Origin of the sequence: Pseudomonas sp. D1HM (genome assembly GCF_019266105.1) — a bacterium.
In the GTDB taxonomy this organism is placed as follows: domain Bacteria; phylum Pseudomonadota; class Gammaproteobacteria; order Pseudomonadales; family Pseudomonadaceae; genus Aquipseudomonas; species Aquipseudomonas taetrolens.
Genome location: NZ_LRMN01000005.1, coordinates 18,206 through 43,046 on the forward strand (window position 1 = coordinate 18,206; position 24,841 = coordinate 43,046).

At 59.0% G+C, this 24,841-nt stretch carries 19 protein-coding genes; 9 read left to right on the top strand and 10 right to left on the bottom strand.

All coding sequences use genetic code 11. The features are described 5' to 3' along the window. Window positions 1–29: 29 nt before the first annotated feature. From glgB to AWM69_RS07215, 4 genes are all read right to left on the bottom strand, one after another. On the bottom strand, window positions 30–2,252 hold the full coding sequence (gene glgB / locus AWM69_RS07200; protein ID WP_218726103.1) for a 1,4-alpha-glucan branching protein GlgB: 2,223 nt from the start codon (window positions 2,250–2,252) through the stop codon (window positions 30–32). Beyond that, window positions 2,249–5,599: a maltose alpha-D-glucosyltransferase gene (gene treS, locus AWM69_RS07205; protein WP_218726104.1), complete on the bottom strand. Its 3,351-nt coding sequence runs from the start codon at window positions 5,597–5,599 to the stop codon at window positions 2,249–2,251. Before treS ends, glgB begins: the two co-directional genes overlap by 4 nt. Window positions 5,600–5,656: 57 nt before the next feature. After that, complete coding sequence (locus AWM69_RS07210; protein ID WP_218726105.1) at window positions 5,657–7,654, bottom strand: alpha-1,4-glucan--maltose-1-phosphate maltosyltransferase; 1,998 nt, start codon at window positions 7,652–7,654, stop codon at window positions 5,657–5,659. Window positions 7,655–8,065: 411 nt separating this feature from the next. Beyond that, complete coding sequence (locus tag AWM69_RS07215) at window positions 8,066–8,563, bottom strand: MgtC/SapB family protein (RefSeq protein ID WP_048383343.1); 498 nt, start codon at window positions 8,561–8,563, stop codon at window positions 8,066–8,068. A 106-nt stretch (window positions 8,564–8,669) separates the two neighbouring features. Between AWM69_RS07215 and AWM69_RS07220 the strand changes: the two genes are divergently transcribed. From AWM69_RS07220 to mapR, 3 genes are all read left to right on the top strand, one after another. Next, window positions 8,670–8,909, top strand: coding sequence for a DUF3203 family protein (locus AWM69_RS07220; RefSeq protein ID WP_218726106.1), 240 nt, complete (start codon window positions 8,670–8,672; stop codon window positions 8,907–8,909). A gap of 207 nt (window positions 8,910–9,116) precedes the next feature. Further along, a complete protein-coding gene (ccoG, locus tag AWM69_RS07225) occupies window positions 9,117–10,538 on the top strand; it encodes a cytochrome c oxidase accessory protein CcoG (protein WP_218726107.1) in 1,422 nt (473 codons plus the stop codon). Window positions 10,539–10,660: 122 nt separating this feature from the next. Beyond that, complete coding sequence (mapR, locus tag AWM69_RS07230; RefSeq protein WP_131652981.1) at window positions 10,661–12,070, top strand: GntR family transcriptional regulator MpaR; 1,410 nt, start codon at window positions 10,661–10,663, stop codon at window positions 12,068–12,070. A gap of 95 nt (window positions 12,071–12,165) precedes the next feature. Here the strand turns inward: mapR and AWM69_RS07235 are convergent, their stop codons facing one another. Beyond that, the gene (locus tag AWM69_RS07235; RefSeq protein WP_131652982.1) at window positions 12,166–13,440 is read right to left on the bottom strand and encodes a Zn-dependent hydrolase; all 1,275 of its coding nucleotides are present in this window, start codon (window positions 13,438–13,440) and stop codon (window positions 12,166–12,168) included. Between the two features lie 51 nt (window positions 13,441–13,491). After that, complete coding sequence (locus AWM69_RS07240) at window positions 13,492–14,979, bottom strand: NCS1 family nucleobase:cation symporter-1 (protein WP_131652983.1); 1,488 nt, start codon at window positions 14,977–14,979, stop codon at window positions 13,492–13,494. 609 nt (window positions 14,980–15,588) lie between these two features. Here AWM69_RS07240 and hydA point away from each other — a divergent pair. The 3 genes from hydA to preA are packed head-to-tail and all read left to right on the top strand — an operon-like array spanning window position 15,589 to window position 19,729. Then, complete coding sequence (hydA, locus tag AWM69_RS07245; protein WP_218726108.1) at window positions 15,589–17,028, top strand: dihydropyrimidinase; 1,440 nt, start codon at window positions 15,589–15,591, stop codon at window positions 17,026–17,028. 58 nt (window positions 17,029–17,086) lie between these two features. Continuing rightward, complete coding sequence (locus tag AWM69_RS07250; RefSeq protein ID WP_218726109.1) at window positions 17,087–18,454, top strand: NAD(P)-dependent oxidoreductase; 1,368 nt, start codon at window positions 17,087–17,089, stop codon at window positions 18,452–18,454. After that, window positions 18,455–19,729, top strand: a complete 1,275-nt coding sequence (preA, locus tag AWM69_RS07255; RefSeq protein WP_131652986.1) for an NAD-dependent dihydropyrimidine dehydrogenase subunit PreA — start codon at window positions 18,455–18,457, stop codon at window positions 19,727–19,729. It abuts the gene before it with no gap. A gap of 50 nt (window positions 19,730–19,779) precedes the next feature. Here the strand turns inward: preA and AWM69_RS07260 are convergent, their stop codons facing one another. Together AWM69_RS07260 and AWM69_RS07265 are read right to left on the bottom strand one after the other, a co-directional pair. Next, window positions 19,780–20,400 carry a TetR/AcrR family transcriptional regulator gene (locus AWM69_RS07260; protein ID WP_131652987.1) on the bottom strand — a complete coding sequence of 207 codons (621 nt, stop codon included), beginning with the start codon at window positions 20,398–20,400 and terminating at the stop codon, window positions 19,780–19,782. A 147-nt stretch (window positions 20,401–20,547) separates the two neighbouring features. Beyond that, window positions 20,548–20,904 (bottom strand): hypothetical protein, encoded by a 357-nt coding sequence (locus AWM69_RS07265; protein WP_131652988.1) that lies wholly within the window; start codon window positions 20,902–20,904, stop codon window positions 20,548–20,550. 252 nt (window positions 20,905–21,156) lie between these two features. Between AWM69_RS07265 and csrA the strand changes: the two genes are divergently transcribed. Both csrA and AWM69_RS07275 read left to right on the top strand, forming a co-directional pair. Then, window positions 21,157–21,351 carry a carbon storage regulator CsrA gene (gene csrA / locus AWM69_RS07270; protein ID WP_074702903.1) on the top strand — a complete coding sequence of 65 codons (195 nt, stop codon included), beginning with the start codon at window positions 21,157–21,159 and terminating at the stop codon, window positions 21,349–21,351. Between the two features lie 295 nt (window positions 21,352–21,646). Beyond that, window positions 21,647–22,192: a DUF1269 domain-containing protein gene (locus AWM69_RS07275; protein ID WP_131652989.1), complete on the top strand. Its 546-nt coding sequence runs from the start codon at window positions 21,647–21,649 to the stop codon at window positions 22,190–22,192. 66 nt (window positions 22,193–22,258) lie between these two features. On the opposite strand, the gene AWM69_RS07280 is transcribed toward AWM69_RS07275, so the two are convergent. Then, the gene (locus AWM69_RS07280) at window positions 22,259–22,573 is read right to left on the bottom strand and encodes a YbjQ family protein (protein WP_218726110.1); all 315 of its coding nucleotides are present in this window, start codon (window positions 22,571–22,573) and stop codon (window positions 22,259–22,261) included. 276 nt (window positions 22,574–22,849) lie between these two features. Between AWM69_RS07280 and ppnN the strand changes: the two genes are divergently transcribed. Beyond that, entirely contained in the window at window positions 22,850–24,223 is a 1,374-nt protein-coding gene (gene ppnN, locus AWM69_RS07285; protein WP_048383329.1) for a nucleotide 5'-monophosphate nucleosidase PpnN, read from the top strand. A gap of 78 nt (window positions 24,224–24,301) precedes the next feature. On the opposite strand, the gene AWM69_RS07290 is transcribed toward ppnN, so the two are convergent. Continuing rightward, on the bottom strand, window positions 24,302–24,835 hold the full coding sequence (locus AWM69_RS07290) for a DUF3087 domain-containing protein (RefSeq protein WP_218726152.1): 534 nt from the start codon (window positions 24,833–24,835) through the stop codon (window positions 24,302–24,304). Between the last annotated feature and the right edge of the window lie 6 nt (window positions 24,836–24,841).

Genomic DNA, 24,841 nt, shown 5'->3' on the forward strand with positions numbered 1-24,841 from the left:
TCCCGGGCTTCGGCAGCGACGGTGAGTTTTCAGCCTTCTTGCGGGCGCAATATCAGCACACCCAGCGGCGGCAGGTTGAGTGCCACTGACACACTCTGGCCATGGCTCGGCCGGTTGTCTGTGCTCACCCCGCCACCATTGCCATAGTTGGAGCCGGCATAGAGGTCGGCATCGCTGTTGATGACTTCCTCCCAGATGCCCGCGAACGGCACACCGATGCGGTAGCCCTCACGCGGTACCGGGGTGAAGTTTGCCACCACCAGCAACGGCTTGCCGTCTTTGCTCCAGCGCAACCAGGCATAAACGCTGTTGGTGGCATCGTCACCGATCAACCACTCGAAGCCCTGCGCCACATCGTCCTGATCATGCAGGGCCGGGTGTTTGCGGTACACCCGGTTCAAGTCTCCGATCAATTTCTGCACGCCTTTGTGCTCGGGGTACTGCAACAAATACCAGTCCAGTTGCTGATCGTGATTCCACTCGCGCCACTGGCCGAACTCGCAGCCCATGAACAACAGTTTTTTACCCGGATGGGCCCACATGAAACTCAGGTAGGCCCGCAAGTTGGCGAATTTTTGCCAGCGATCACCGGGCATCTTGTCGATCAGCGAGTGTTTGCCATGTACCACTTCGTCATGGGAGATCGGCAGGATAAAGCGCTCGCTCCAGGCGTAGACCAGACCGAAGCTCAATTCATTGTGATGGTGTGCGCGGTACACCGGGTCCTGCTGGATGTAATGCAGCGAATCATGCATCCAGCCCATATTCCACTTATAGGAAAACCCCAGGCCGCCCTCTGCGGTGCTTTTGCTGACTCCGGGCCACGCGGTGGACTCTTCGGCAATGATCAGCGCGCCAGGCGCCTCCAGGGCGACCACATCGTTGAGGTGTCGCAGAAAGTCGATGGCCTCCAGGTTCTCCCGCCCGCCATGCCGGTTGGGTACCCACTCGCCTGCATCGCGTGAGTAATCGCGGTACAGCATCGAAGCCACGGCATCCACCCGTAACCCGTCGACATGAAAATGCTTGAGCCAGTGCAAGGCCGAAGCCAGCATGAAACCGTGCACTTCCGTGCGTCCCAGGTTGTAGATCAGCGTGTTCCAGTCCTTGTGAAAACCTTCCAGCGGGTTGTCGTACTCATACAATGCGGTGCCATCAAACTGCGCAAGACCGTGTTCATCATTAGGAAAGTGCGCCGGCACCCAGTCCAGAATCACCCCGATCCCGGCCAGATGGCAGGCATTGACGAACGCCCCGAAGTCATCCGGGGAGCCGTAGCGGGCACTCGGGGCAAATTGCGACAAAGGCTGATACCCCCATGATCCCCCGAACGGGTGCTCCATGATCGGCATCAGCTCAATATGGGTGAAGCCCAATTGCTGCACGTAGGGAATGAGTCGCTCGGCCAGTTCATGCCAGTTGTACTGACGCTCGACCTCTCCGGCATCATCGACCTCGCACTGCCACGATCCCACATGCAATTCATAGATCGACAACGGCGCATCAGGCCGCTGATGGGCCGCCCGCGCCTGCATCCAGGCATCGTCCTGCCACTCCACCGCCAGCGGCACAGCCACTTTTGAAGCGGTTTCAGGAGGCAACTGAGTGGCCAGCGCCATCGGGTCAGCCTTGAGTGGCAAAATCCCGTGAGGGCCCAGAATTTCATACTTGTAGGCCGCCCCCGGCGCCAGGCGCGGAATGAACAATTCCCATACCCCGCTCGGATGCCGCAAGCGCATGGGGTGACGCCGGCCATCCCAGATATTGAAATCGCCCACCACTGAAACCCGTTGCGCATTCGGTGCCCATACCGAAAAGCGCACACCCGGAATGCCATCGACCTCCATCACTTGCGCGCCCAGGCACCGGCTCAAGTCCCGATGGTTACCCTCGGCAAACAGGTACAGGTCCAGCTCACCCAGCAACGGACCAAAGCTGTAGGGGTCTTCGCTGGTGTGTTCGCCACCGGCCCAATGGGTTTGCAACTCATACGCCTGGGGGCGGTCAAGATGGCCCACGAACAAACCCGGGACATGCGTGGTGTCGAGGCTGGCGATCTGCTCACCCGAGCCACGGGCCAGCACCCTGACGCTCAATGCCTGGGGCAGGAACGCCCGGATGATCACCCCGCCCTGCCCGTCCGGATGCGGACCCAGCACAGAAAACGGATCGCGGTGCCGCGCGTTGATCAGTGCCTCAATGTCTTCGCGCCCCGGCATCAAACCCTTACCCATAACGTTGCTGACACTCATGACTGCTCTCCATCCGGTAAAGGTTTCGCCGTCTCTGGCAGGTGGCTCAGCAAGTCACTCAGACCTTGTAGAGGCACGCGTATCCAGGCAGGCCGGTTTGTCGCCTCATAAATCACTTCGTAAGCAGCCTTTTCCAGACTGAACAATGCCAGTGCCGCGTCTGGCCCTTCCGGTTTTTTCCACGTCGAAGCAAGACTAGCCGTTGCCAGCCGATAAGCCTGAATCAAAGCACGTCGGGCTTCGCTGACATAGCGCTCGGCTACCCGTTGCCGCGCCTGCTCGGCCTCTATCGAATGGTCGGCTTGCTGCACATTGCTGACCGCCATGGCAGCGGCATACTCAAATGAGCGGAGCAGGCCGCTGATGTCCTTGTAGGGGCTGTGCTTGCCGCGCCGCTGCGACAAGGGGCGTGTCGGCTCGCCTTCAAAGTCAATGAAGTACGCATCGCTCTGGACCACCAGCACTTGCCCCAGGTGCAAGTCACCATGCACCCGGATCCGCAACCCGCCAAGGGTATCTTCGGCCAGTTGTTTGATGTAGGCCGTGATCCCACGCTGCCGCGACAACAGCCGGTCGACCCGTTGCCGGTCCGCTGGCGGCAAGTCGCCTCGGTGTTTTTTAAGCTGTTGCAGGGCCTCCTTGACCTGGTGGCCGATATGCGTGGCCCACCGTCGCGCATGCTCAGCGGTGGTGGTCTCGGGGTCAAAATCAGGATCCGGGGCGGGACGTGCCAGCAAGCGATGCATTTCCCCGAGGCGCTGCCCCAGAATGGCCGCGAAATCTGCCAGCTCGCTCAGGGCGTTGTAATGCTGCTCATGGGCAGACATGCCATCTGCCAGCTCATCACGAATGGCGCGCTCAAGGTTATTCTGGGTCCAGGTCCAGGCATCACCCTGATTGCTCAAATAGCCTTGGGCAATCATCAGAAGACTTTCATCCCCCTCCCCATCGCGGCGTACGACCGAACCCAGCAACGGCGAAATATTCGGGTAGCCGGCGGCCGTCAGGTAAGCCCCCATTTCCAGCTCGGGGTGCACCCCCATGCTCACCTTGCGAATCAGCTTGAGCACCAGTGAGCCGCCGATCACCACCGAGCTGTTGGACTGCTCGGCCGTCAGGTAGCGGATCTCGCTGTGCTCATCGAGCGCCAGGGCCGCCAGGTCGGGCATGGGCTGAAAGCAGATATCGCCCGCACTGCCGGTGACCGTACTGGCATTTTGCAGACCGGCAATCACCGCACGGACAAAGGGTTCAAGGTGGAAAGCATCGGTGATAAACCCCACCTCACGCCCACGCCGTACACGGGTCAACACCAACTGTTGGGCCAGCGCGGTGCTGAACTGATCCTCGGACAACAGCCCCATCGGCAGTTGATACCGATACTGTTGCTGGCCGCAGGTGACTTCGACTTCGGTCAGCAGCAGAGGATGCCGCGCCTCACCGAAGCGTGTGCCGTAGACAATCCTGACCTGTTCGATCGGCACGTCCTTTTGCCCGAACCAGCGTCGGTTGGGCAACCATGCGGGGAGCGTCACCTGCTCCAGGGTGGTGCGCGCCGGCGCGTCGAGCAACTCTTCGAGGCGTGCCTTGAGCACCAGGGTCACCAGTTCCGGCAGGCTGTGCGCAGGCTCGGCATGCCAGCTCGGCATCTGGCTTTCACTGGCCAGCAGGAACCAGTAAAAGCCATAGGGCGCCAGGGTCAGCATGAAATGCAATTGGCCGATGGGCGGGAAGGCATTCCCGCCCAGCATTTCAACCGGAACGCGACCGGCAAATTCCGAGAGGTCCAGCTCGACGGCCTGGGCACTGCGTGAGACGTTGGCCACACACAGCAGGGTTTCGTTGTTGCCATCGCTGTCGGTGTATTCACGAATATAAGCCAGAATCCGCCGGTTCCTCGGCGAGAGCATTTTCAGAGAACCACGGCCGAAGGCCTTTTGCTGTTTGCGCACCGCCAGCAGGCGCCGGGTCCAGTTAAGCAGCGAATGCGGGTCGCTGGCCTGCGCTTCAACGTTGATCGAGTGGTAGCCATACAGCGCATCCATGTTGGGTGGCAGCACCAGGCTGGCCGGGTTGGCCCGCGAAAACCCGCCGTTACGGTCGATCGACCATTGCATCGGGGTGCGCACGCCATCCCGGTCGCCCAGGTAAATGTTGTCGCCCATGCCAATTTCATCGCCGTAATACAGGGTGGGCGTTCCCGGCATCGACAACAGCAGGCTGTTGAGCAGTTCAACCCGACGGCGATCGCGCTCCATCAACGGCGCCAGACGCCGGCGAATCCCCAGGTTGATCCGGGCCCGCTGATCGGCGGCGTAGTAATTCCACAGGTAGTCGCGCTCCTTGTCGGTCACCATCTCCAGGGTCAACTCGTCGTGGTTGCGCAAGAAGATCGCCCACTGACAATTCGCCGGGATCTCCGGGGTCTGGCGCAGGATATCGGTGATCGGAAAGCGGTCTTCCTGGGCCAGCGCCATGTACATGCGCGGCATCAGCGGAAAGTGAAAGGCCATGTGGCATTCGTCGCCGTTGATGCCGTCGGAGTCGCCGAAATACTGCTGGGTGTCTTCCGGCCATTGATTGGCTTCGGCCAGCAGCATGCGGTCAGGGTAGTTGGCGTCAATCTCGGCGCGGATCTGTTTAAGAACCTGGTGGGTTTCCGGCAGGTTTTCATTATTGGTGCCATCGCGCTCGACCAGATAGGGAATGGCATCCAGGCGCAGGCCATCGATGCCCATGTCCAGCCAATAGCGCATTACGGACAGCACTTCTTTCATGACCTGCGGATTATCGAAGTTCAGATCCGGTTGGTGGGAATAAAACCGGTGCCAGAAATATTGGCCCGCCACCGGGTCCCAGGTCCAGTTGGAGGTTTCGGTGTCGAGAAAAATAATCCGCGTGCCGTCGTACTTCTGGTCCGTATCCGACCAGACATAATAATCCCGCGCCCTGGAGCCCGGTTTGGCGTGCCGGGCTTTCTGAAACCACGGGTGCTGGTCCGAGGTGTGGTTGATCACCAGTTCGGTAATCACCCGCAGGCCGCGCGCATGGGCCTCGCGAATAAAACGTTTCACATCGCCCAGCGTCCCGTAGTCCGGGTGCACCCCGCGATAGTCCGCGATGTCATAACCGTCATCGCGCCGCGGTGAGGGATAAAACGGCAAAATCCACAGCGTATTGACCCCCAGCTCGGCGATGTAATCGAGTTTGCTGATCAAGCCTTTGAAATCACCGATTCCGTCGTTATTGGAGTCAAAAAAAGACTTTATGTGCACTTGATAGATCACCGCATCCTTGTACCAGAGCGGGTCTTTGATAAAGCTTTGCGAGTCGGGCTTGTTTGCCATGGGACATACCTGTCGTCTTCGACTGACCAGCGCCTTGAGGGCCGCCGGGCAATGCCTTTAAAGAGGTTTTATGCGCCAGATACCGAAGGGTTGCTGCGAAGGGTCGAGGCGCATCCATTGGGTTTTGCCGTACCAGGTCCAGCGATGCCCCGTCATCAGGTCTTCGCCCGCGGTGTGGGCATCATCGGCCAGGCCCATTTCCCATAAAGGCAGTTCAAAATGCGCCTCCTGCACGTTGTGCGGATCCAGGTTCACCGCCACCAGTACAAAGTTGCTGCCATCGGCGCTGCGTTTGCCAAAGTACAAAATGCTGTCATTCCAGGCGTTGTACAGCCTGAGCCCGAGATGACTGTGCAAGGCCGGGTTCTGCCGCCGGATACGGTTGAGCTGGCTGATTTCGGCCACGATGTTGCCTGGGGCGCTGAAATCCCTGGGGCGAATCTGATATTTCTCGGAGTCCAGGTACTCTTCCCGGCCCGGTAATGCCGCCGACTCGCAGAGTTCGAAACCCGAGTACATCCCCCACAAACCGGACCCCATGCTCGCCAGTACCGCACGGATCAGAAACCCGGGCCGGCCCGAGTCATGCAGAAACGACGGATTGATGTCCGGCGTGTTGACGAAAAAATTGGGGCGAAAGCAATCGCGCAGCGGGCTTTGATTCAGCTCGGTGAAGTACGCCGATAATTCAGCCTTGGTGTTGCGCCACGTGAAGTAGGTGTAGCTCTGGGAATAGCCGACCTTGCCCAGGCGCGCCATCATCGCGGGCGTGGTGAAGGCTTCGGCGAGAAAGATGACCTCGGGGTGGACGGCGCGGACATCCGCAATCAGCCACTGCCAAAACGGCAAGGGCTTGGTGTGGGGGTTGTCGACCCGGAAGATCTTCACCCCTTCGAGCACCCAGCCCAGCACGATATCGCGCAACTCCAGCCATAACGCAGGGATTGCATCCGGGGCATAAAAATCGACGTTGACGATGTCCTGGTATTTTTTCGGCGGGTTCTCGGCGTAGCGAATACTGCCGTCGGGGCGCCAGTTGAACCACCCGGGATGCTGCTGCAGCCAAGGGTGGTCCTGTGAGCATTGAATGGCGAAGTCGAGGGCTATTTCCAGGCCATGATCGGCGGCGTCTGCCACCAGGCGCCGGAAGTCTTCACGACTGCCCAGTTGCGGGTGAATGGCCTCATGCCCGCCCTCCTCGCTGCCGATGGCATAGGGGCTGCCGGGATCATCGGGGCCCGCCTGCAGCGAATTGTTCGGACCTTTGCGGTAACGCCGGCCGATGGGGTGAATCGGCGGAAAGTACAGCACGTCAAAGCCCATGTCGTGAATCATCGGCAACCGTTGCCGGACATCATTGAACGTACCGTGGCGGGACGGATCATCGGTCACCGAGCGAGGAAAAAGCTCGTACCAACTGGCAAATTGCGCCAGCCCGCGCTCAACCTCCAGCGGAAAGTGAGGGCTCTGGCTCAGATACGCCCGCGATTGTGCCTGCGCCATCAGTTGCGCGCTCTGCTCACTGATAAACAGCGCGACCTGTTCGGTCTCCAGCAAGCCGGACAAATCACGCAACAGCGCCTGTAACTGCGCCTGCAATGGCCCCTGGGCTGACTCAATGGCGTGTTGCACCAGCACGCGGCCTTCCTGCAACTCCAGACTCACCGGAACACCGGCCTGATGTTTTTTCTCCAGCTCATGGCAAAAACTGGCGAAGCGATCAATCCAGGCTTCGATGAAAAACACGTAGCGACCCTGAACCTCAACCGGGAACGATCCGCTCCAGGTGTCATTGCCCATAAACTGCATGGCCGACGTATTCCACACATCAGAACCGGTCAGGCGCCAGGACAGGTTTACGGCCAGTTGATCATGGCCGTCGGTAAACACCTTGCTGGTCACCGGCACCTGCTGCCCTACCGTCGCCTTGGCGGCAAACTGGCCGCCATCGAGCACAGGCGAAGTGCTTTCAATTGCAATACGGGGCATCAATAACGCCTGTGCCAAAGGCAAGACGGCGCTTGAATCGGGTTCTTGAGGTAAATCAGCAGTCATCGAGCTCACTCCTCACGCCCTTGGACGCTTCTGTGTGATCGTTTCAAACCCTGTCCGGCCCGTGCACCGGGCATTGAATTGGGAACCGGCACGCGCTGCAAAAGTTCAGATTGATTTGCCCCCCACCGTTGGTCGCAGCAGGTGAGCCAGGTGCCCGGAATGGCGGTCAACCCAGTGTCAGTCTTGACCATGCAGCAAAGAGGCCAGTTTGATGAATATTCCGATTCCTCCCGAAACACCGGACCCCAATATCGACGATCCCGTCCTGCCGCCTTCACAACCTGAGCCCATACCGGAGCAGGAACCACCGACAGCCGATCCGAATCCCATTGGCGATCCACCCAGTGAAAAAGTACCCATACGGGGAATTGGAGCTTGATCCACTTGATAACCGGCGTGCCGGCGCTGGTTTTAACGCTTTTCCAGAAAGTCTACGATCCTGGGCATCACACTGAAGATAACCAGGGCCAATAGTGTGCTGAGCACGGCGGTGGCCTCGCGGCCTACCCCGGCGGATACGCCTATGGCGGCGGTCATCCACAAGCCTGCAGCGGTGGTCAGGCCTTTGACGTGCTCAACGCTTTCACCTTCAAGTTTATTTTTAAGAATGGTGCCCGCGCCCAAAAAGCCGATACCGGCAATAACCCCCTGCACGACCCGGCTCATGGCATCGGCCTCGGCGCCGGACATTTGCGGCACCAGGACAAACAGGGCCGCACCCAGGGCAACCAGCATGTGGGTGCGCACACCCGCAGCCTTGCCTTGTTGTTCTCGCTCGAACCCCAGGATGCCCCCAAGCAGTGCCGCCATCAGCAAGCGGACGGTAATCTGGGTGATTTGTTTTGCATCGGTAATGTCGGCGAACTCGGCGACTAACGTCAGCCATACCTCGTGCCACCACGCGTCCATGGGCGTCTCCCGGGGCAATGTGCACACTGCCCGCTCATCCATTAATCCGAACCCCACCGATTTCCAGAAGACTAAGGTTTAACTCCCCTCCAAAAGGAAACCGGACATGGCTATCAGGATAGAAGAGGCAGATAACACCTGCTGGGTTGATTCCCCCGAAGGTATCGAGCATGCCCGCGTCGAGGACGTCACGGTGGTGACAGATGCGGCAACGCGCATGTCCATGGCGTCGGTCAACGGCATGAACATCGCCATTACCGAAGATGAAGCGGATCGCTTGACGGTGGCCGGTGCCGTCGATGGCAGAAAACACCTGAATGCCACCAGCAGCGATTCACCGATTTAATTGATCCTGATCAATTTCAGCTTTTGGCGTTCGCCCCTTGAACGCCAAAGGCTTGCCATCCAAGGGTTTAAACAAGACTAGCGGCCTTGTCACAACCCTCCCATTCACGCATCTGATATGCTTTTTATTCAGATAGCTGAGTCTGTTATGCAAACAGTTCGCTGGTCATAGTGCTCACGCCTGATGGAGGCGGATGAGCGAACGATCATGAACGAACATATTCCCGTCCGGACAATTGAGTCCTTTGAGGCTTCGCGCCCTAAAGCGCCAAAGCTCAAACACACGTCCAGCGACAGCCAGATTCACACCCGCAGCTTTACCGGCCTGTTCCGCACGCTTCGAGTCGTGGGAGCGGGCTTTTTGTTTTTGCTGTTTTTCGGCACCGTCTGGCTGAACCAGGAAGGTCGTCAGGCGGTGCTCTGGGATTTGTCCGAGAGCAAGTTTCATATCTTCGGCGCCACCTTCTGGCCTCAGGATTTCATCCTGCTGTCGGCGCTGCTGATCATTGCCGCCTTTGGCCTGTTTGCGATTACGGTCTTTGCCGGACGTGTCTGGTGTGGCTACACCTGCCCGCAAAGCACCTGGACCTGGCTGTTTATGTGGTGCGAAAAGATCACCGAAGGTGACAGAAACCAACGCATCAAGCTGCAGGCCTCACCCTGGTGCCTGAACAAAATCATGCGCCGTACCCTCAAACACACGCTGTGGCTGGCGATCAGCGTGCTGACGGCGCTGACCTTCGTGGGCTACTTCACCCCGATCCGGCCACTGGCGATGGAACTGCTGACCCTGGAAATGGCCGGTGTCAGCTTGTTCTGGGTGCTGTTCTTTACTGGCGCCACGTACATCAACGCCGGCTGGCTGCGTGAAGCGGTGTGCATGCATATGTGCCCCTATGCCCGGTTCCAGAGTGTGATGTTTGACAAGGACACACTGGCCATTTCGTATGACGTCGCCCGGGGCGAAAGCCGGGGGCCACGCAAACGCGGGGTTGCGCCGGCACAGGCCGGGCTGGGCGATTGCATCGATTGCCAGATGTGCGTGCAAGTGTGTCCAACCGGCATCGACATCCGCGATGGTTTGCAGATGGAATGCATCGGCTGCGCGGCGTGTATCGATGCTTGTGATTCCGTCATGGACAAGATGGGCTATGCCCGCGGCCTGGTGCGCTACACCTCGGAGCACGAGTTGCAGGGCGGCAAGACCCGCTTGCTGCGCCCGCGCCTGATCGGCTACGCCCTGGTGCTGGTGGTCATGATCGCCGCACTGGTGGCAGCCCTTGACCAGCGCTCGATGGTGTCACTGGATGTGATCAAGGACCGGGGGCTGTTCCGCGAGAACAGTCAGGGCCAGATTGAAAACATCTACAGCCTCAAGATCATCAACAAGACCCAACACACACAGCACTACCGTGTGCAACTGCAGGACGCTGAAGGTTTCCAGCTGCAAGGTAAAACCGGACTGACCCTGGCCCCGGGTGAAATCATCGACGTGCCGGTGTCCGTCGCCCTGCTCGCCGAGCGCCCGACCAGCAGCTCGCAGGCCATTACCTTTGAAGTGATCGATACCGACGAGCCAAATGTGCGCAGTGTGGCCAAGAGCCGTTTTGTTGCTCCGCTCAATCGTTGAATGATAAATCCCTGCAGGTGCGGCCTTGCTCGCGATAGCATCGCCCACGGTCACCCCGACAGACCGTGCCGCAGTTACCGCGAGCAACCTCTCGCCTACAGGATCAGCCGAGCCTTATCTCCATGAAACGCTACGAAAAATTCGCCGATGATATTGCTGAGCTGATCCGCTCCGGGGTACTCGGTCCGGGGCAACGCGTGCCATCCGTGCGCTATGCCAGTCAGACCTATGGCGTCAGCCCGTCCACCGTGTTTCAGGCGTATTACCTGCTGGAGCGCCGTGGCCTGATTCGGGCCAAACCGCGCTCCGGCTACTTCGTCAATGTGAATACCCCCAGCCCGTTTTCCGAGCCGGTGTTCAGCAGCCACGCGACCGAACCCACTCAGGTGGATGTCAGCGCGCTGGTGTTCTCGGTGCTGGACTCGATCAAGGACCCGCACACCGTGCCGTTCGGTTCGGCCTTCCCCAGCCCGATGCTGTTCCCGCTGCAGCGCCTGGCACGCTCGATGGCCACGGCCAGCCGTGACATGGACCCGCGTATGGTGGTGACGGACATGTCGCCCGGCAATCCGCAGTTGCGCCGGCAAATTGCCCTGCGCTACATGGTCGGCGGGCTGATGCTGCCGATGGAAGAACTGCTGATCACCAACGGTGCGCTGGAGGCCCTGAACCTGTGCCTGCAGGCCGTGACCGAACCCGGTGACTGGGTGGCCATTGAAGCGCCTGCGTTTTACGCGTGCCTGCAAGTGCTGGAGCGGCTCAAGCTCAAGGCCGTCGAGATCCCCGTCCACCCGCGTGACGGTATTGACCTCGGTGTGTTGGCGCAAACCCTGGAACGGCACCCGATCAAAGCCGTGTGGTGCATGACCAACTTTCAGAACCCGATCGGCGCAAGCCTGCCTGAAGCCCATAAAAAAGCGTTGGTCGAGTTATTGCGCGAGCATCAGGTGCCGTTGATCGAAGACGATGTCTACGCCGAGCTGTATTACGGCCAGCATGCACCGAAACCGGCCAAGGCGTTTGATACCGAGGGGCTGGTGATGCATTGCGGTTCGTTTGCCAAAAGCCTGGCGCCCGGTTATCGGATTGGCTGGGTGGCGGCAGGCCGTTACGCACAAAAGATCGAGCGTCTGAAACTCATGACCTCACTGTGCGCCTCAATGCCCGCCCAGGCCGCCATCGCCGACTACTTGCAACACGGTGGCTATGACCGCCACTTGCGCAAGCTGCGTGATGCACTGGAAGAACAACAAAGCGCGATGCTGGCGGCCATTGCCCGTTACTTCCCTGCCCAGACCCGAGTCAGCCAGCCCGCGGGCGGCTACTTTCTGTGGCTCGAACTGCCGGAGCACGTCGATTCGCTCAAGCTTTTCCAGATGGCCCTGGCCCAGGGCATCAGCATTGCGCCGGGCCCCATCTTCTGCGCCACCCAGCGCTTTCGAAACTGCATTCGCCTGAACTACGGCAGCCCTTGGGACGCGGTGAGCGAAAAGGCCATGGAAACCCTGGGCAAGATCATCCGCTCGTTTTAACCCCCCTCGCAGCCTTCGGCAGCGGCTACAGGATTGCTCGTAGCCGTTGCCGAGTGAATCGTTACGACCCGGCTGCGATAAGCCCTCCGGGGCGGCTAGCGCTTGTTCGCCACGGTGTTCGACGCCGCCAGCATGGCTTTCAGTAGCACGGCACAGCCGGCACCGAGGTCTTTGGGGTCGGCGTTTTCGATTTCGTTGTGGCTGATGCCGCCTTCACAAGGCACAAAAATCATGCCTGCCGGCCCGAGTTCGGCGAGGAAAATCGCGTCGTGCCCTGCCCCGCTGACAATGTCCATATTGGACAGCCCAAGCTCGTTGGCGGCCTCGCGCACGGCGTTGACGCAATCCGGGTTGAAGTACAGCGGCGGGAAATCCGCAGTGGGCGTGAGTTCGAAACTCAAGCCGTGCTGTTCACAGGTGGCTTCGATCACTGCGCGGACTTCTGCAATCATCGAGTCCAGCCGCTCCGGGAGCAAATGGCGAAAATCCAGGGTCATGCGCACTTCACCCGGGATCACGTTGCGCGAGCCCGGGTAGGCCTGCAGGCAACCCACGGTGCCGCAGGCATGGGGTTGATGGCCAAGGGCGGCTTTGTTCACCGCGGCAACCACCGCTGCCGCGCCCACCAGCGCATCCTTGCGCAAGTGCATGGGCGTTGGCCCGGCGTGGGCTTCTACGCCACGCAGATTAAGGTCGAACCATTTCTGGCCGAGGGCGCCCAGCACCACGCCGATGGTTTTACGCTCGTCCTCCAGTATCGGACCTTGCTCGATATGGGCTTCAAAATACGCCCCTACCGGATGCCCGCTCACGGTGCGGCTGCCGGCATAACCAATTGCATTCAGTGCTTGCCCAACGGTCACGCCTTCGGCATCGGTCTTGGCCAGGGTTTCTTCAAGGCTGAATTTCTCGGCAAACACCCCGGACCCCATCATGCAGGGCGCAAAGCGCGAGCCCTCTTCGTTGGTCCAGACCACCACTTCCAACGGTGCCTCGGTCTCGATGTTCAAGTCATTGAGGGTGCGCAACACCTCCACCCCGGCCAGCACGCCAAAACAACCATCGAACTTGCCGCCGGTGGGCTGGGTGTCGATATGGCTGCCAGTCATTACGGGCGGCAAATCAGGGTTGCGTCCGGCACGACGGGCAAAAATATTGCCCACGGCATCCACGCTTATGCTGCACCCGGCCTCTTCGCACCAGCGTACGAACACGTCGCGGGCCTGACGGTCGAGATCCGTCAGGGCCAGGCGGCACACCCCGCCTTTGACGGTGGCACCGAGTTGAGCCAGCTCCATCAGTGAAGCCCATAAGCGCTCAGTGTTGATGGTCAGAGAGCGTTGCTGCTGAAGGTCTTGTACAGCGTTCATGATCGTTTCCTCAGGCAATTTCTTATAAGAGTCGAACAGTGAAAAAGGGGGTCAAACCGTACCTTTGACGGTGACCGCCTGGGCGCTGCCCAGTCGGCACAGTGCGTAATAGATCAAGGCGCCGAGCAACGAGCCGGTGAACCAGCCGTAGTCGTAAAACCAGCTGAAGGCGCTGCTGCCCAATGACAGCACGGTCAGCGCCACCGGCAGCCCGAAAGCGATAAAACCGTTCCAGTTCCAGGCCGGGTACACCCCGTCGCGGTACAACCCGGCCAGGTCGAGTTTTTGCTGACGGATGATGAAATAGTCGACCACCATGATCCCGGCGATCGGGCCCAGCAGGCTGGAGTAGCCCAGCAGCCAGTTGGAGTACACCGTTTCCAGGCTCACGTCCGACACCAGCAGGCCAAGCTTTTTCAGCAGCTCATGGGCCATCAGCGCCAGCCCCACCAGACCGGTCAAGATCACCGCAGCGGTGCGGTTGATCAGCTTGGGCGCGATGTTCTGGAAATCATTGGTCGGCGACACGATGTTGGCTGCGGTATTGGTCGACAGGGTGGCAATCACGATCAGCGCCATGGCCAGGGCAACCCAGCCGGGGCTTTGAATATGTCCGATCAGCGTCACCGGATCGGAAACCGTCACCCCTACCAGTTTCTCCGATGCGGCCGTCAGCACCACACCCAGGGCAGCGAACAGGAACATGGTCAGCGGCAGACCGAATATCTGGCCCAGGATCTGGTCTTTCTGGCTTTTGGCGTAGCGGCTGAAGTCCGGAATGTTCAGCGACAGCGTCGCCCAGAACCCCACCATCGCCGTCAGCCCCGCAAAGAAATAGCCGTAGACACTGGCGCCCTCTGGACGTTTGGGTGGCTGGGCCAGCAGTTCGGTCATCGAGACATTGGGCAACGCCCACACCAGCAGGCCTATACCCACCAGGACCAGCAACGGCGCGGAGAGGGTTTCGAGCCATTTGATCGACTCGGCACCGCGCAATACCACCCACAGATTAAGCACCCAGAACACCAAGAAGCCGATCACTTCACCGGTACCGCCGAGGCTCTTCCAGCCCTCGAATACCGACCCCAGAAACAGGTGAATCGCCAGGCCGCCGAATAATGTCTGGATCCCGAACCAGCCACACGCCACCAGGGCACGAATCAGACAGGGCACATTGGAGCCGATGATGCCGAAGGAAGACCGCAGCAACACCGGAAACGGAATCCCGTATTTAGTGCCGGCAAATGCGTTGAGCGTCAGCGGGATCAAGACCACGATATTGGCCAGCAAAATCGCCAGCAAGGCTTCGCCCACCGACAATCCAAAGTACGCCGTCAGCACACCGCCCAACGTGTAAGTGGGGACGCAAATCGACATACCGACCCAAAGCGCGGTGATGTGCCATTTGTTCCAGGTTCGCTGATGAACTTTGGTGGGGGCGATGTCGTGGTTATACCTGGGACTGTCGAGAACTTCGGGTCCGGCGTCCAACTCGTACAAACCGTTACATTCGGTAACTTTGGATCTGCTCGGTTGCATGCTCGTTCACTCTCTTGTTGTCGTGATGAACCCTGCGCGTTAGCGCAGAGCGATTCCCTTGCCTGGGCAATAACCTGTGAACTTCGGCCCGTCCGGTCATCGCAGCGGCAATCAAGAACTGTGCCGTGTTAGTTGCTGCCGCGTTGCGCGCAACTTTCAAACCCCTGCAACTGTCTGGTTTTAAAACGTTTTAAATCTTCTACCGAGTGTCTTTAGCGCCTTAGAAAAACACGTGCCCGGTGACACCCCGGATTTCGATATAACAAAACGAAACACTTTGGTGCACGCTTATTTATTTTTCACCCCCGCCGCCGCTTTGCCGGCACCGCACAAGCGCCTGATTTAGCATAAGAAACTTCGCTCATATTTGGATCCTGTCAAGTGAGTCAAAATGGTGATTCGACGCACCATTTTGGTAACACTCAATAAATATTCTTATCTATCAATGAGTTATAAATATAAACACCCATATAAAATAAAGTTTGAACATTTCACCACAACACACTAGATTTCATTCCTGACACCAGTGACAGGAATCAAGTGCGCATGCCTGTCGCAATAACAACACTTAGAACCGGTTATAGCCGGTCTGCCTGCGAGGAACTCGGTATGTCACTGTTAATCCGTGGCGCTACGCTTGTGACCCATGATGAAAGTTATATAGCCGATGTATTTTGCGCGGACGGTCTAATCCGCGCGATTGGCACTGATCTTGATGTTCCGGCCGGCTGCGAAGTGCTCGATGGTCATGGCCAGTACCTTCTTCCAGGCGGTATTGATCCCCACACTCACATGCAATTGCCGTTTATGGGCACCGTGGCCAGTGAAGACTTTTTTAGTGGCACGGCAGCCGGTCTGGCCGGCGGTACAACGTCAATTATTGATTTCGTGATCCCCAACCCGCAGCAGTCCCTGCTGGAGGCTTTTCACCAATGGCGCGGCTGGGCCGAGAAGTCCGCGGCGGACTACGGCTTCCATGTCGCCATTACCTGGTGGAGTGAACAAGTTCGCGAAGAAATGGCCGAACTGGTCAGCCAGCACGGCGTGAACAGCTTCAAGCATTTCATGGCCTACAAAAACGCGATCATGGCCGCCGACGACACCCTCGTTGCCAGCTTCGAGCGCTGCCTGGAGCTGGGCGCGGTGCCCACCGTGCATGCGGAAAATGGCGAACTGGTGTACCACTTGCAACGCAAACTCATGGCCCAGGGCATGACCGGTCCCGAAGCGCACCCGCTGTCCCGGCCTTCACAGGTTGAAGGTGAAGCCGCCAGCCGGGCGATCCGGATCGCGCAAACCATCGGCACGCCGTTGTATCTGGTACACGTCTCGACCCGCGAAGCGCTGGATGAAATCACCTATGCCCGCAGCCAGGGGCAGCCGGTGTATGGCGAAGTCCTGGCGGGGCATCTGCTGCTGGACGACAGCGTGTACCAACACCCCGACTGGCAAACCGCGGCCGGCTACGTGATGAGCCCGCCCTTCCGACCTCGCGGGCATCAAGAGGCGCTGTGGCACGGTCTGCAGTCGGGCAACCTGCACACCACCGCCACCGACCATTGCTGTTTTTGCGCAGAGCAAAAAGCCGCAGGACGTGACGACTTCAGCAAGATCCCCAACGGTACGGCGGGCATCGAGGACCGCATGGCCTTGCTGTGGGATGAAGGGGTCAACACCGGTCGGCTGTCGATGCAGGAATTCGTGGCACTGACCTCCACCAACACCGCCAAGATTTTCAATATCTACCCACGCAAAGGGTCGATCAGGGTCGGTGCCGATGCCGACCTGGTGCTGTGGGATCCGCAAGGCACACGCACCATCAGCGCCAAGACCCACCATCAACAGGTCGACTTCAACATTTTCGAAGGCAAGACCGTTCGCGGCGTGCCCAGCCACACCATCAGCCAGGGCCGTGTGGTCTGGGCCGACGGCGATCTGCGGGCAGAACGCGGGGCCGGTCGCTATATCGAACGCCCGGCCTACCCAGCCGTGTTCGATTTGCTGAAAAAACGCGCCGAGCATCACACGCCAGTCGCTGTTAAGCGCTGACTGCAACACCACTGTCCGACAGAGACAGAACGCTTCCCACCACCGTGAGGCAATCAACGTGAACAAATCCCTGAATCATTTGCCGCATCCCCATGAAGATGCGCTAACGCTCGCGAGCCATTTCACCGACCTCGCGCCGCCGCTCAGTGCACGCCAGGCCCAGCTGGAAAGCTCGCGCTGCCTGTATTGCTACGACGCGCCCTGCGTCAATGCATGCCCCAGTGATATCGATATCCCCTCGTTCATTCGCAATATCCAGCAAGAAAACGTCCAGGGAGCGGCACAGAAAATCCTCTCGGCCAACATCCTCGGCGGCAGTTGCGCGCGGGTTTGTCCGACCGAGGTGCTGTGCCAGCAAGCCTGCGTACGCAATAACGCTCAAGAGTGCGCGCCCGTGTTGATCGGCCTGCTGCAGCGTTACGCCGTCGACCATGCGCAATTCACGGCGCACCCTTTCACCCGTGCAGCACCGACTGGCAAGCGCATTGCGGTGGTCGGCGCCGGCCCGGCCGGTTTGGCCTGCGCGCACCGGCTGGCCTTGCACGGGCATGACGTGGTGATTTTCGAAGCCCGGGAAAAGGCTGGCGGGCTCAATGAATACGGGATTGCCAAATACAAACTGGTGGATGATTTCGCCCGGCGCGAGGTGGATTTCGTGCTGGACATTGGCGGTATTGAAATGCGCCACGGCCAACGCCTGGGTGACAACCTCAGCCTGAGCGAGCTGCACCTGCAATTCGACTCGGTCTTCCTCGGCATCGGCCTGGCCGCCAGTCGCCAGCTCGGCCTTCCCCACGAAGACGCCCCCGGCCTGCTCGCCGCCACCGACTACATTCGCGAATTGCGCCAAAGCGACGACCTGACGCAATTGCCGCTGGCCGACCGTTGCATTGTGCTGGGTGCAGGCAACACCGCGATCGACATGGCGGTGCAGATGGCCCGCCTCGGCGCGCGCGAAGTGAACCTGGTGTACCGCCGCGGGCTGGAAGACATGGGTGCCACCGGGCATGAACAAGACATTGCCAAAGCCAATCAGGTGCGGCTCATGACCTGGGCACAACCACAAGACGTGTTGCTCGATGAGCAGGGTCGCGTGTGCGGCATGCGTTTTGCCCGCACCCGCCTTGAAGGTGGGCGCCTGGTGAGCACCGGCGAAACCTTCGAGCTTGAGGCCGACGCCGTATTCAAGGCGATTGGCCAAACCTTTGATGATGCTGCGCTGAGTGATCCGCTGGCACAGGCCCTTAACCGCGTGGGCGACCGCATCGAGGTTGACGGGCAACTGCGCACCAGCATCCCCGGGGTCTATGCCGGAGGCGATTGCACCGCACTGGGCCAGGACCTGACCGTCCAGGCGGTACAACACGGCAAGCTGGCCGCAGAAGCCATCCATGCCCAACTCATGCTCAATAAGGAGGCTGCGTAAATGGCCGATCTATCGATTAACTTCGCCGGTATCAAAGCGCCCAATCCTTTCTGGCTGGCCTCCGCACCACCTACCGATAAAGCCTACAACGTCGTACGCGCCTATGAAGCCGGCTGGGGGGGCGTGGTCTGGAAAACCCTGGGCGAGGACCCGGCCGCCGTCAACGTGTCCTCGCGCTACTCAGCCCATTTCGGACCTAATCGCGAAGTGATGGGCATCAACAATATCGAGCTGATTACCGACCGCTCACTAGAGATCAACCTGCGGGAAATCACCCAGGTCAAAAAGGACTGGCCGGATCGGGCGCTGATCGTGTCGTTGATGGTGCCCTGCGAAGAGGAATCGTGGAAATTCATTCTGCCGCTGGTGGAAGCCACCGGGTGCGATGGCATCGAACTGAACTTCGGCTGCCCCCACGGCATGCCGGAGCGAGGCATGGGCGCGGCGGTGGGCCAGGTGCCTGAGTATGTAGAGATGGTAACGCGCTGGTGCAAGACGTATTGCTCGCTGCCGGTGATCGTCAAGCTCACGCCCAACATCACCGATGTGCGCCTCAGTGCCCGGGCTGCCCATCGCGGTGGTGCCGACGCAGTGTCGCTGATCAACACCATCAACTCGATCACCAGTGTCGACCTGGAACGGATGGTCGCGATGCCGACCGTAGGCAGCCAGAGCACCCACGGTGGTTACTGTGGCTCCGCGGTGAAGCCGATTGCGTTGAACATGGTGGCCGAGATCGCCCGCGATCCCCTGACCCGGGGCTTGCCGATTTGTGGCATTGGCGGCATTGGCAACTGGCGCGACGCAGCTGAGTTCATCGCACTGGGTTGTGGCGCGGTGCAAGTGTGTACCGCCGCGATGCTGCACGGCTTTCGCATTGTCGACGAGATGAAGGACGGTTTGTCGCGCTGGATGGACAGTCAGGGTTACACCCGGCTGGAAGACTTCTCTGGGCGCGCTGTCGGCAATACCACTGACTGGAAATACCTGGATATAAATTATCAGGTGATTGCCAAGATTGATCAGGACGCCTGTATCGGCTGCGGGCGCTGCCACATTGCCTGCGAAGACACGTCGCACCAGGCCATCGCCAGCTTGAAGCAAGCCGATGGCACCCATCGCTACGAAGTGATCGACGACGAGTGCGTGGGCTGCAACTTGTGCCAGATCACGTGCCCGGTCGAGGATTGCATCGAGATGGTGCCGCAGAACACTGGCCTGCCGTTTCTGGACTGGAACCATGATCCGCGCAACCCGTACCGGGTGGCTTCGTAAGCCCGGCAACATTGCCGGCTGACCCGCAAAAAGGGTCGGCCGGCAGCCTTTCAGGGCTCCAGGCCGATCCCGCGCAGAATGACACTGGTCACGGTCTGCACAGCCCGCTCGAACTGGATGTCGGACAAAGGCTGATGCTGATTGAGAATCTTCACTTGATGGTCGAAGTCAGCGTAATGCTGGGTCGACGCCCAGATCATGTACAGCACGCTGGAAGGCTCCACCGGTAAAATCCTGCCGTCTGCCACCCACTGGCGGATTCTGGCTTCTTTCATCTTTGCCCAGTCGTACAGGCTGGCGTCCAGCGTCAGGCCCAGTGTCGGAGCGCCATGAATGATTTCATTGGCCCAGACTTTCGAACCATGGGGCCGGGTACGTGAGTGGTTCATTTTGGCGCGAATGTAACTGCTGAGCACAAGCCGCGGATCGTCATAGGTTTCGAAACACAGCGCGTCCTGCTTCCAGACATCGAGCAAGCCCAGCAGCACCGCACTGTACAGCTCATGCTTGGTGCTGAAGTAATAGTGAAGATTGGAGCGTGGTAACTGGACTTCTGCGGCGATGTCCGCCATTGCAGTGCCGGCGAAGCCTTTTTCGGCAAAGACCTTTTCGGCACCGAGAAGGATTTTTTCTACATTGCTGCGACGAATTTCAATCTTGTGATTGCTCATGCTTAAGGCCCTTGCCGTCGCGCTTTGCCGATGTGCGCCCTGGCAATGACGGCACCCCACCAGCGTCAAAACAAAAAAATTCCGCCAGAGGCGTCGAATAGCGCTTGTTGCGGCTACGCTTAGGCGACCAGGCGACGCGTCAGCAGATTATTTTGCGGCGGGCAGCTCAACCACGTTGGTTTCAATGCCTTCCAGCTTGGGTTTCAGCTTGATCTGTTCCTGCGCTTCGAGTGCTTGTGCCTCGGTCGCATACGGCCCGATCAGGAAATGTTTAACGCCGTCGCGCTCGGAAATATAATTATTGAAACCATGCTCGATAAGCCTCCCGGTGGTGTCAGTGATTGTCGCGCGCTGGCCCTGGGTGATCTCTAACGCCCAGTGGGCAACCGGAACCTGGACCGTCGTTGATTCAGAAGCTACTTTAGCCGGCTGGATTTTATCGTTAGACTCCTGACCGCAAGCCGTCAAGGCCAATATTGCTGTCATCACGATGACTTTACGCACTGCGTTTCCCCTGTCTGTTTGAGTAGGTCGATTTTATCACTGGGGCAGCGGCCTTTGCTCTCCTTGAACGAATCTAATCTGCCCCTATTTAAGGCTCGTACGCTAGAGTTTCCCCCATGTAGGGAATTTTACCTCTGGCTATGACGTCAGTAATGAGCGGCGCATTTATATGCACTTAGCAGTATTCTGTAGCCATGACCGAAGCCGCACCGTCTTAGAGACGTGCCTTACAAAGCCATCAAGGAGAAAAAAATGCTGATACTCACCCGCAAAGTTGGTGAAAGCATAAACATAGGTGACGATATTACGATCACAATTTTAGGTGTGAGCGGCCAACAGGTCAGAATCGGCATCAACGCGCCGAAAGATGTTGCCGTACACCGCGAAGAAATTTACCAGCGTATCCAGGCCGGCCTGAATGCACCGGACAAAGCGGATAACACCTAAGCCTCCGAGGCACCAGCCCTTGGAGTGAGTGTCAGGGCTGCCCAGCCAGCCCTCCTCAGCCCGGCGCCAGCCTGCTGCAGCGACGCTTCTTTACCTGTTCAATCCTCTCTCGCGGCTAATTGTTCGAACGGTCGACTTGACCGTTTCAAGGTTAGCGACCACGCTCATTCCTCGCACAAGGTTCTCAGCCTCTGACACGCTGTGTATCCCGCGTGATGGCCTCATGACGTCTTGCGAGACGTCTCCCTGTATCAGCCCTTAAGGGCTGGACCTGTACCGTCAAGGAATGAAAGACATGTCCGATTTAATCGTAGTGGGATTTTCAGACACGGAAAAAGCAGATCGCGCGCTTACCAAAATGGTTTCGCTCAGCAAGGAGCACCTGGTAGAGCTGGAAGATGCGGTCATTGTGGTGCGCAATGAACAGGGCAAGATCCATATCAAGCAAAGCGTCAACCTGACCGCCCTGGGGGCGACTTCAGGCCTGGTGACCGGCGGCCTTTGGGGGGCGCTGGTAGGTTTGCTGTTCCTCAATCCTTTGGCCGGCTTTGCCATCGGCGGTGCCCTGGGCGCTGGCACCGGCGCGCTGTCAGGCTCCTTGAGCGATTACGGGATTGATGACGATTTCATCAAGTCACTGAGTGAAACCATCCCGAACAACTCATCAGCCCTGTTTGTGCTGCTGCGCAAGTTCCAGCCGGAAAAAGTCTTGCAAGAGCTGGAAGCATCGGACTTCAAGGGCAAGGTTTTACGGACGTCCCTGTCACCCGAGCAAGAACAGAAACTGCAGGATGCGTTGTCCAAAAACACCGCAGTGGCACCTGCCGCGACTACGATCTGACGCTGCGCACTTGCGCCACAGAGTGAATCCGGCCGCCACACAGGATGGCCGGATCACCCGGCATGCCTAGCTCAGTCGCACCGCAGTCCCTGTGGCAAACACCACCAGCATGCCACCCCGGCCGGACGGCATGCTGATTTCAAAATCCAGCCCCACAATGGCGTCGGCATTGCCTGCCCTGGCGCGTATCTCATCGGTGACCTCCGCCCGCGCTTCCTTGAGTGCCCGCTCCAGCGTCTGAGAGCGGCCACCAAAAAAGTCGCGCACACCGGTAAAAAAGTCCCGCACGACGTTGATGCCGTGCACCGACTCCGCGCTGACAACCCCCAGATACTCGGTAATCTGACGGCCTTCAATGCTGTGTGTCGTGGTAATAATCATCAATGTGTCCCTGGTTGCGATCTGCCGCCGAGGTTACCTCATTCATGGCCATGTGAGCGGGATCAGCGCATCACTCTGGTCTTATGCGTTGCCAATGTTACTGTAGCCACCGGCTACTGACGTGAAGTCGCAACGCGTCTACTGCCTGACTATGCTTAAAGCGAATTTATCTAAAGACAAAAGAGTCGGGACGCCTCGCTCGCCTGTTCAGCATCACTGACACGAACTCAACGGCTGCGCCAAGCAACTTTTTGCCCTGCTCACAGGAAGTCAATTATGGTCCAAAGACACGTCATCAACGCTTCGGTCAGCCCAAAAGGCAGCCTGGAGACGCTTTCACAACGTGAAGTCCAGCAACTCAGCGAAGTGGGCTCAGGCTCCAGCTACACACTGTTTCGCCAATGCGTACTGGCTATTCTCAATACCGGTGCTCACGTCGACAACGCAAAAACCATTCTTGAGGCATACCAGGACTTCGAGGTCCGCATCCATCAGCAAGACCGTGGCGTACGCCTCGAGTTGCTGAATGCTCCCGCTGACGCGTTTGTAGACGGCGAAATGATCGCCAGTACCCGGGAGATGCTGTTCAGCGCCCTGCGCGACATTGTCTACACCCAAAGCGGCCTCGACAGCCCGCGCATTGACCTGAGCAACTCGCAAGGCATCACCGACTACGTGTTCCACCTGTTACGCAACGCGCGCACGCTGCGTCCGGGCGTCGAGCCCAAGATTGTCGTGTGCTGGGGCGGTCACTCGATCAGCACCGAAGAGTACAAGTACACCAAGAAAGTTGGCCACGAACTGGGCCTGCGCAGCCTGGATATCTGCACCGGTTGCGGCCCCGGCGTGATGAAGGGGCCCATGAAAGGCGCGACCATTTCCCACGCCAAACAGCGTCTGGTCGGTGGACGCTATCTGGGGCTTACCGAGCCGGGCATCATCGCTGCCGAAGCGCCAAACCCCATCGTCAACGAGCTGGTGATCCTGCCGGACATCGAGAAACGTCTAGAAGCATTTGTCCGGGTTGGCCACGGCGTGATCATTTTCCCGGGCGGTGCCGGGACAGCCGAAGAGTTTCTGTACCTGCTCGGCATCCTGATGCACCCCGACAACAGTGAAGTACCGTTCCCGGTGGTGTTGACCGGGCCAAAGGATTCCGCACCCTATCTCCAGCAACTGCATGAATTTGTGGGGGCCACGCTGGGTGAAGCGGCACAGCAGCATTACCAGATCATCATCGACAATCCGGCCGAGGTGGCCCGCCAGATGACGGCAGGCCTCAAGGCGGTGAAGCAGTTCCGCCGCGAGCGCAATGACGCGTTTCACTTCAACTGGCTGTTGAAAATCGATGAAGGTTTTCAGCGTCCGTTCGACCCGACGCACGCCAACATGGCGGCGCTGCAACTGCGTCGCGACCTGCCCCCGCATGAGCTGGCAATCAATCTGCGCCAGGCCTTCTCCGGGATCGTGTCAGGGAACGTAAAAGAGAAAGGCATTCATATGATCGAGCAGTTCGGGCCTTATGAAATTCATGGCGACGCTGCCGTGATGGGTCCTCTGGACAAACTGCTGCAAGCGTTTGTCGAACAGCACCGCATGAAACTCCCTGGCGGCGCTGCGTATGTGCCGTGTTATCGGGTGATCAGCTAACCCGTCTTCCCCCAATGGGGCCTGTTGAGCGAAGCGCCTGGATCACTGCGCACATCGCTTGGCCGGCCCATCGATGAATCACTTCAAAGGCGAAAACGCCTTCACCGCCTCAAGCCAGGCCGGGTCCAGCCGTGTCTGTCCGGTCTCGATGCCGAGCGCTTCAAGGCGAGCCTTGTGCACATCAATTTCACGCACCATCTGGCTCAGCGCACTGGAGTTGGCATCCAGCTGGTACATCTGGGTGATGCCCAGGTGATAAAAGCGCAGCAACTTCATTGCACTCACATCGCCGGCCATGACGCCCGCCGTGACGTGGTGCATGACATTCGTCACTTTCATCAGGCTGCGCTTGAGCTGCCAGCCGTAGACCGCCGGTGCCATCCACGGCTGCGACCAGGCGTAATAGCGCACCCAGGCGACCGTCAGGCCCAGGGCCACAATGACCCCGCCCAGGTTCAAGCGGAAATTGTCACCCTGCGGCTCCCCCCACAGCATGACCGCCAGCCCGGAGACCAGCAGCGACAACACCGCAAAGGTCAGCGCGATATAAAGCGTGCTGCGTCGGGTCTGTTGGCGATACCGCTGCGGGTCCATCGGTTTTAATTCAAACATCACGGC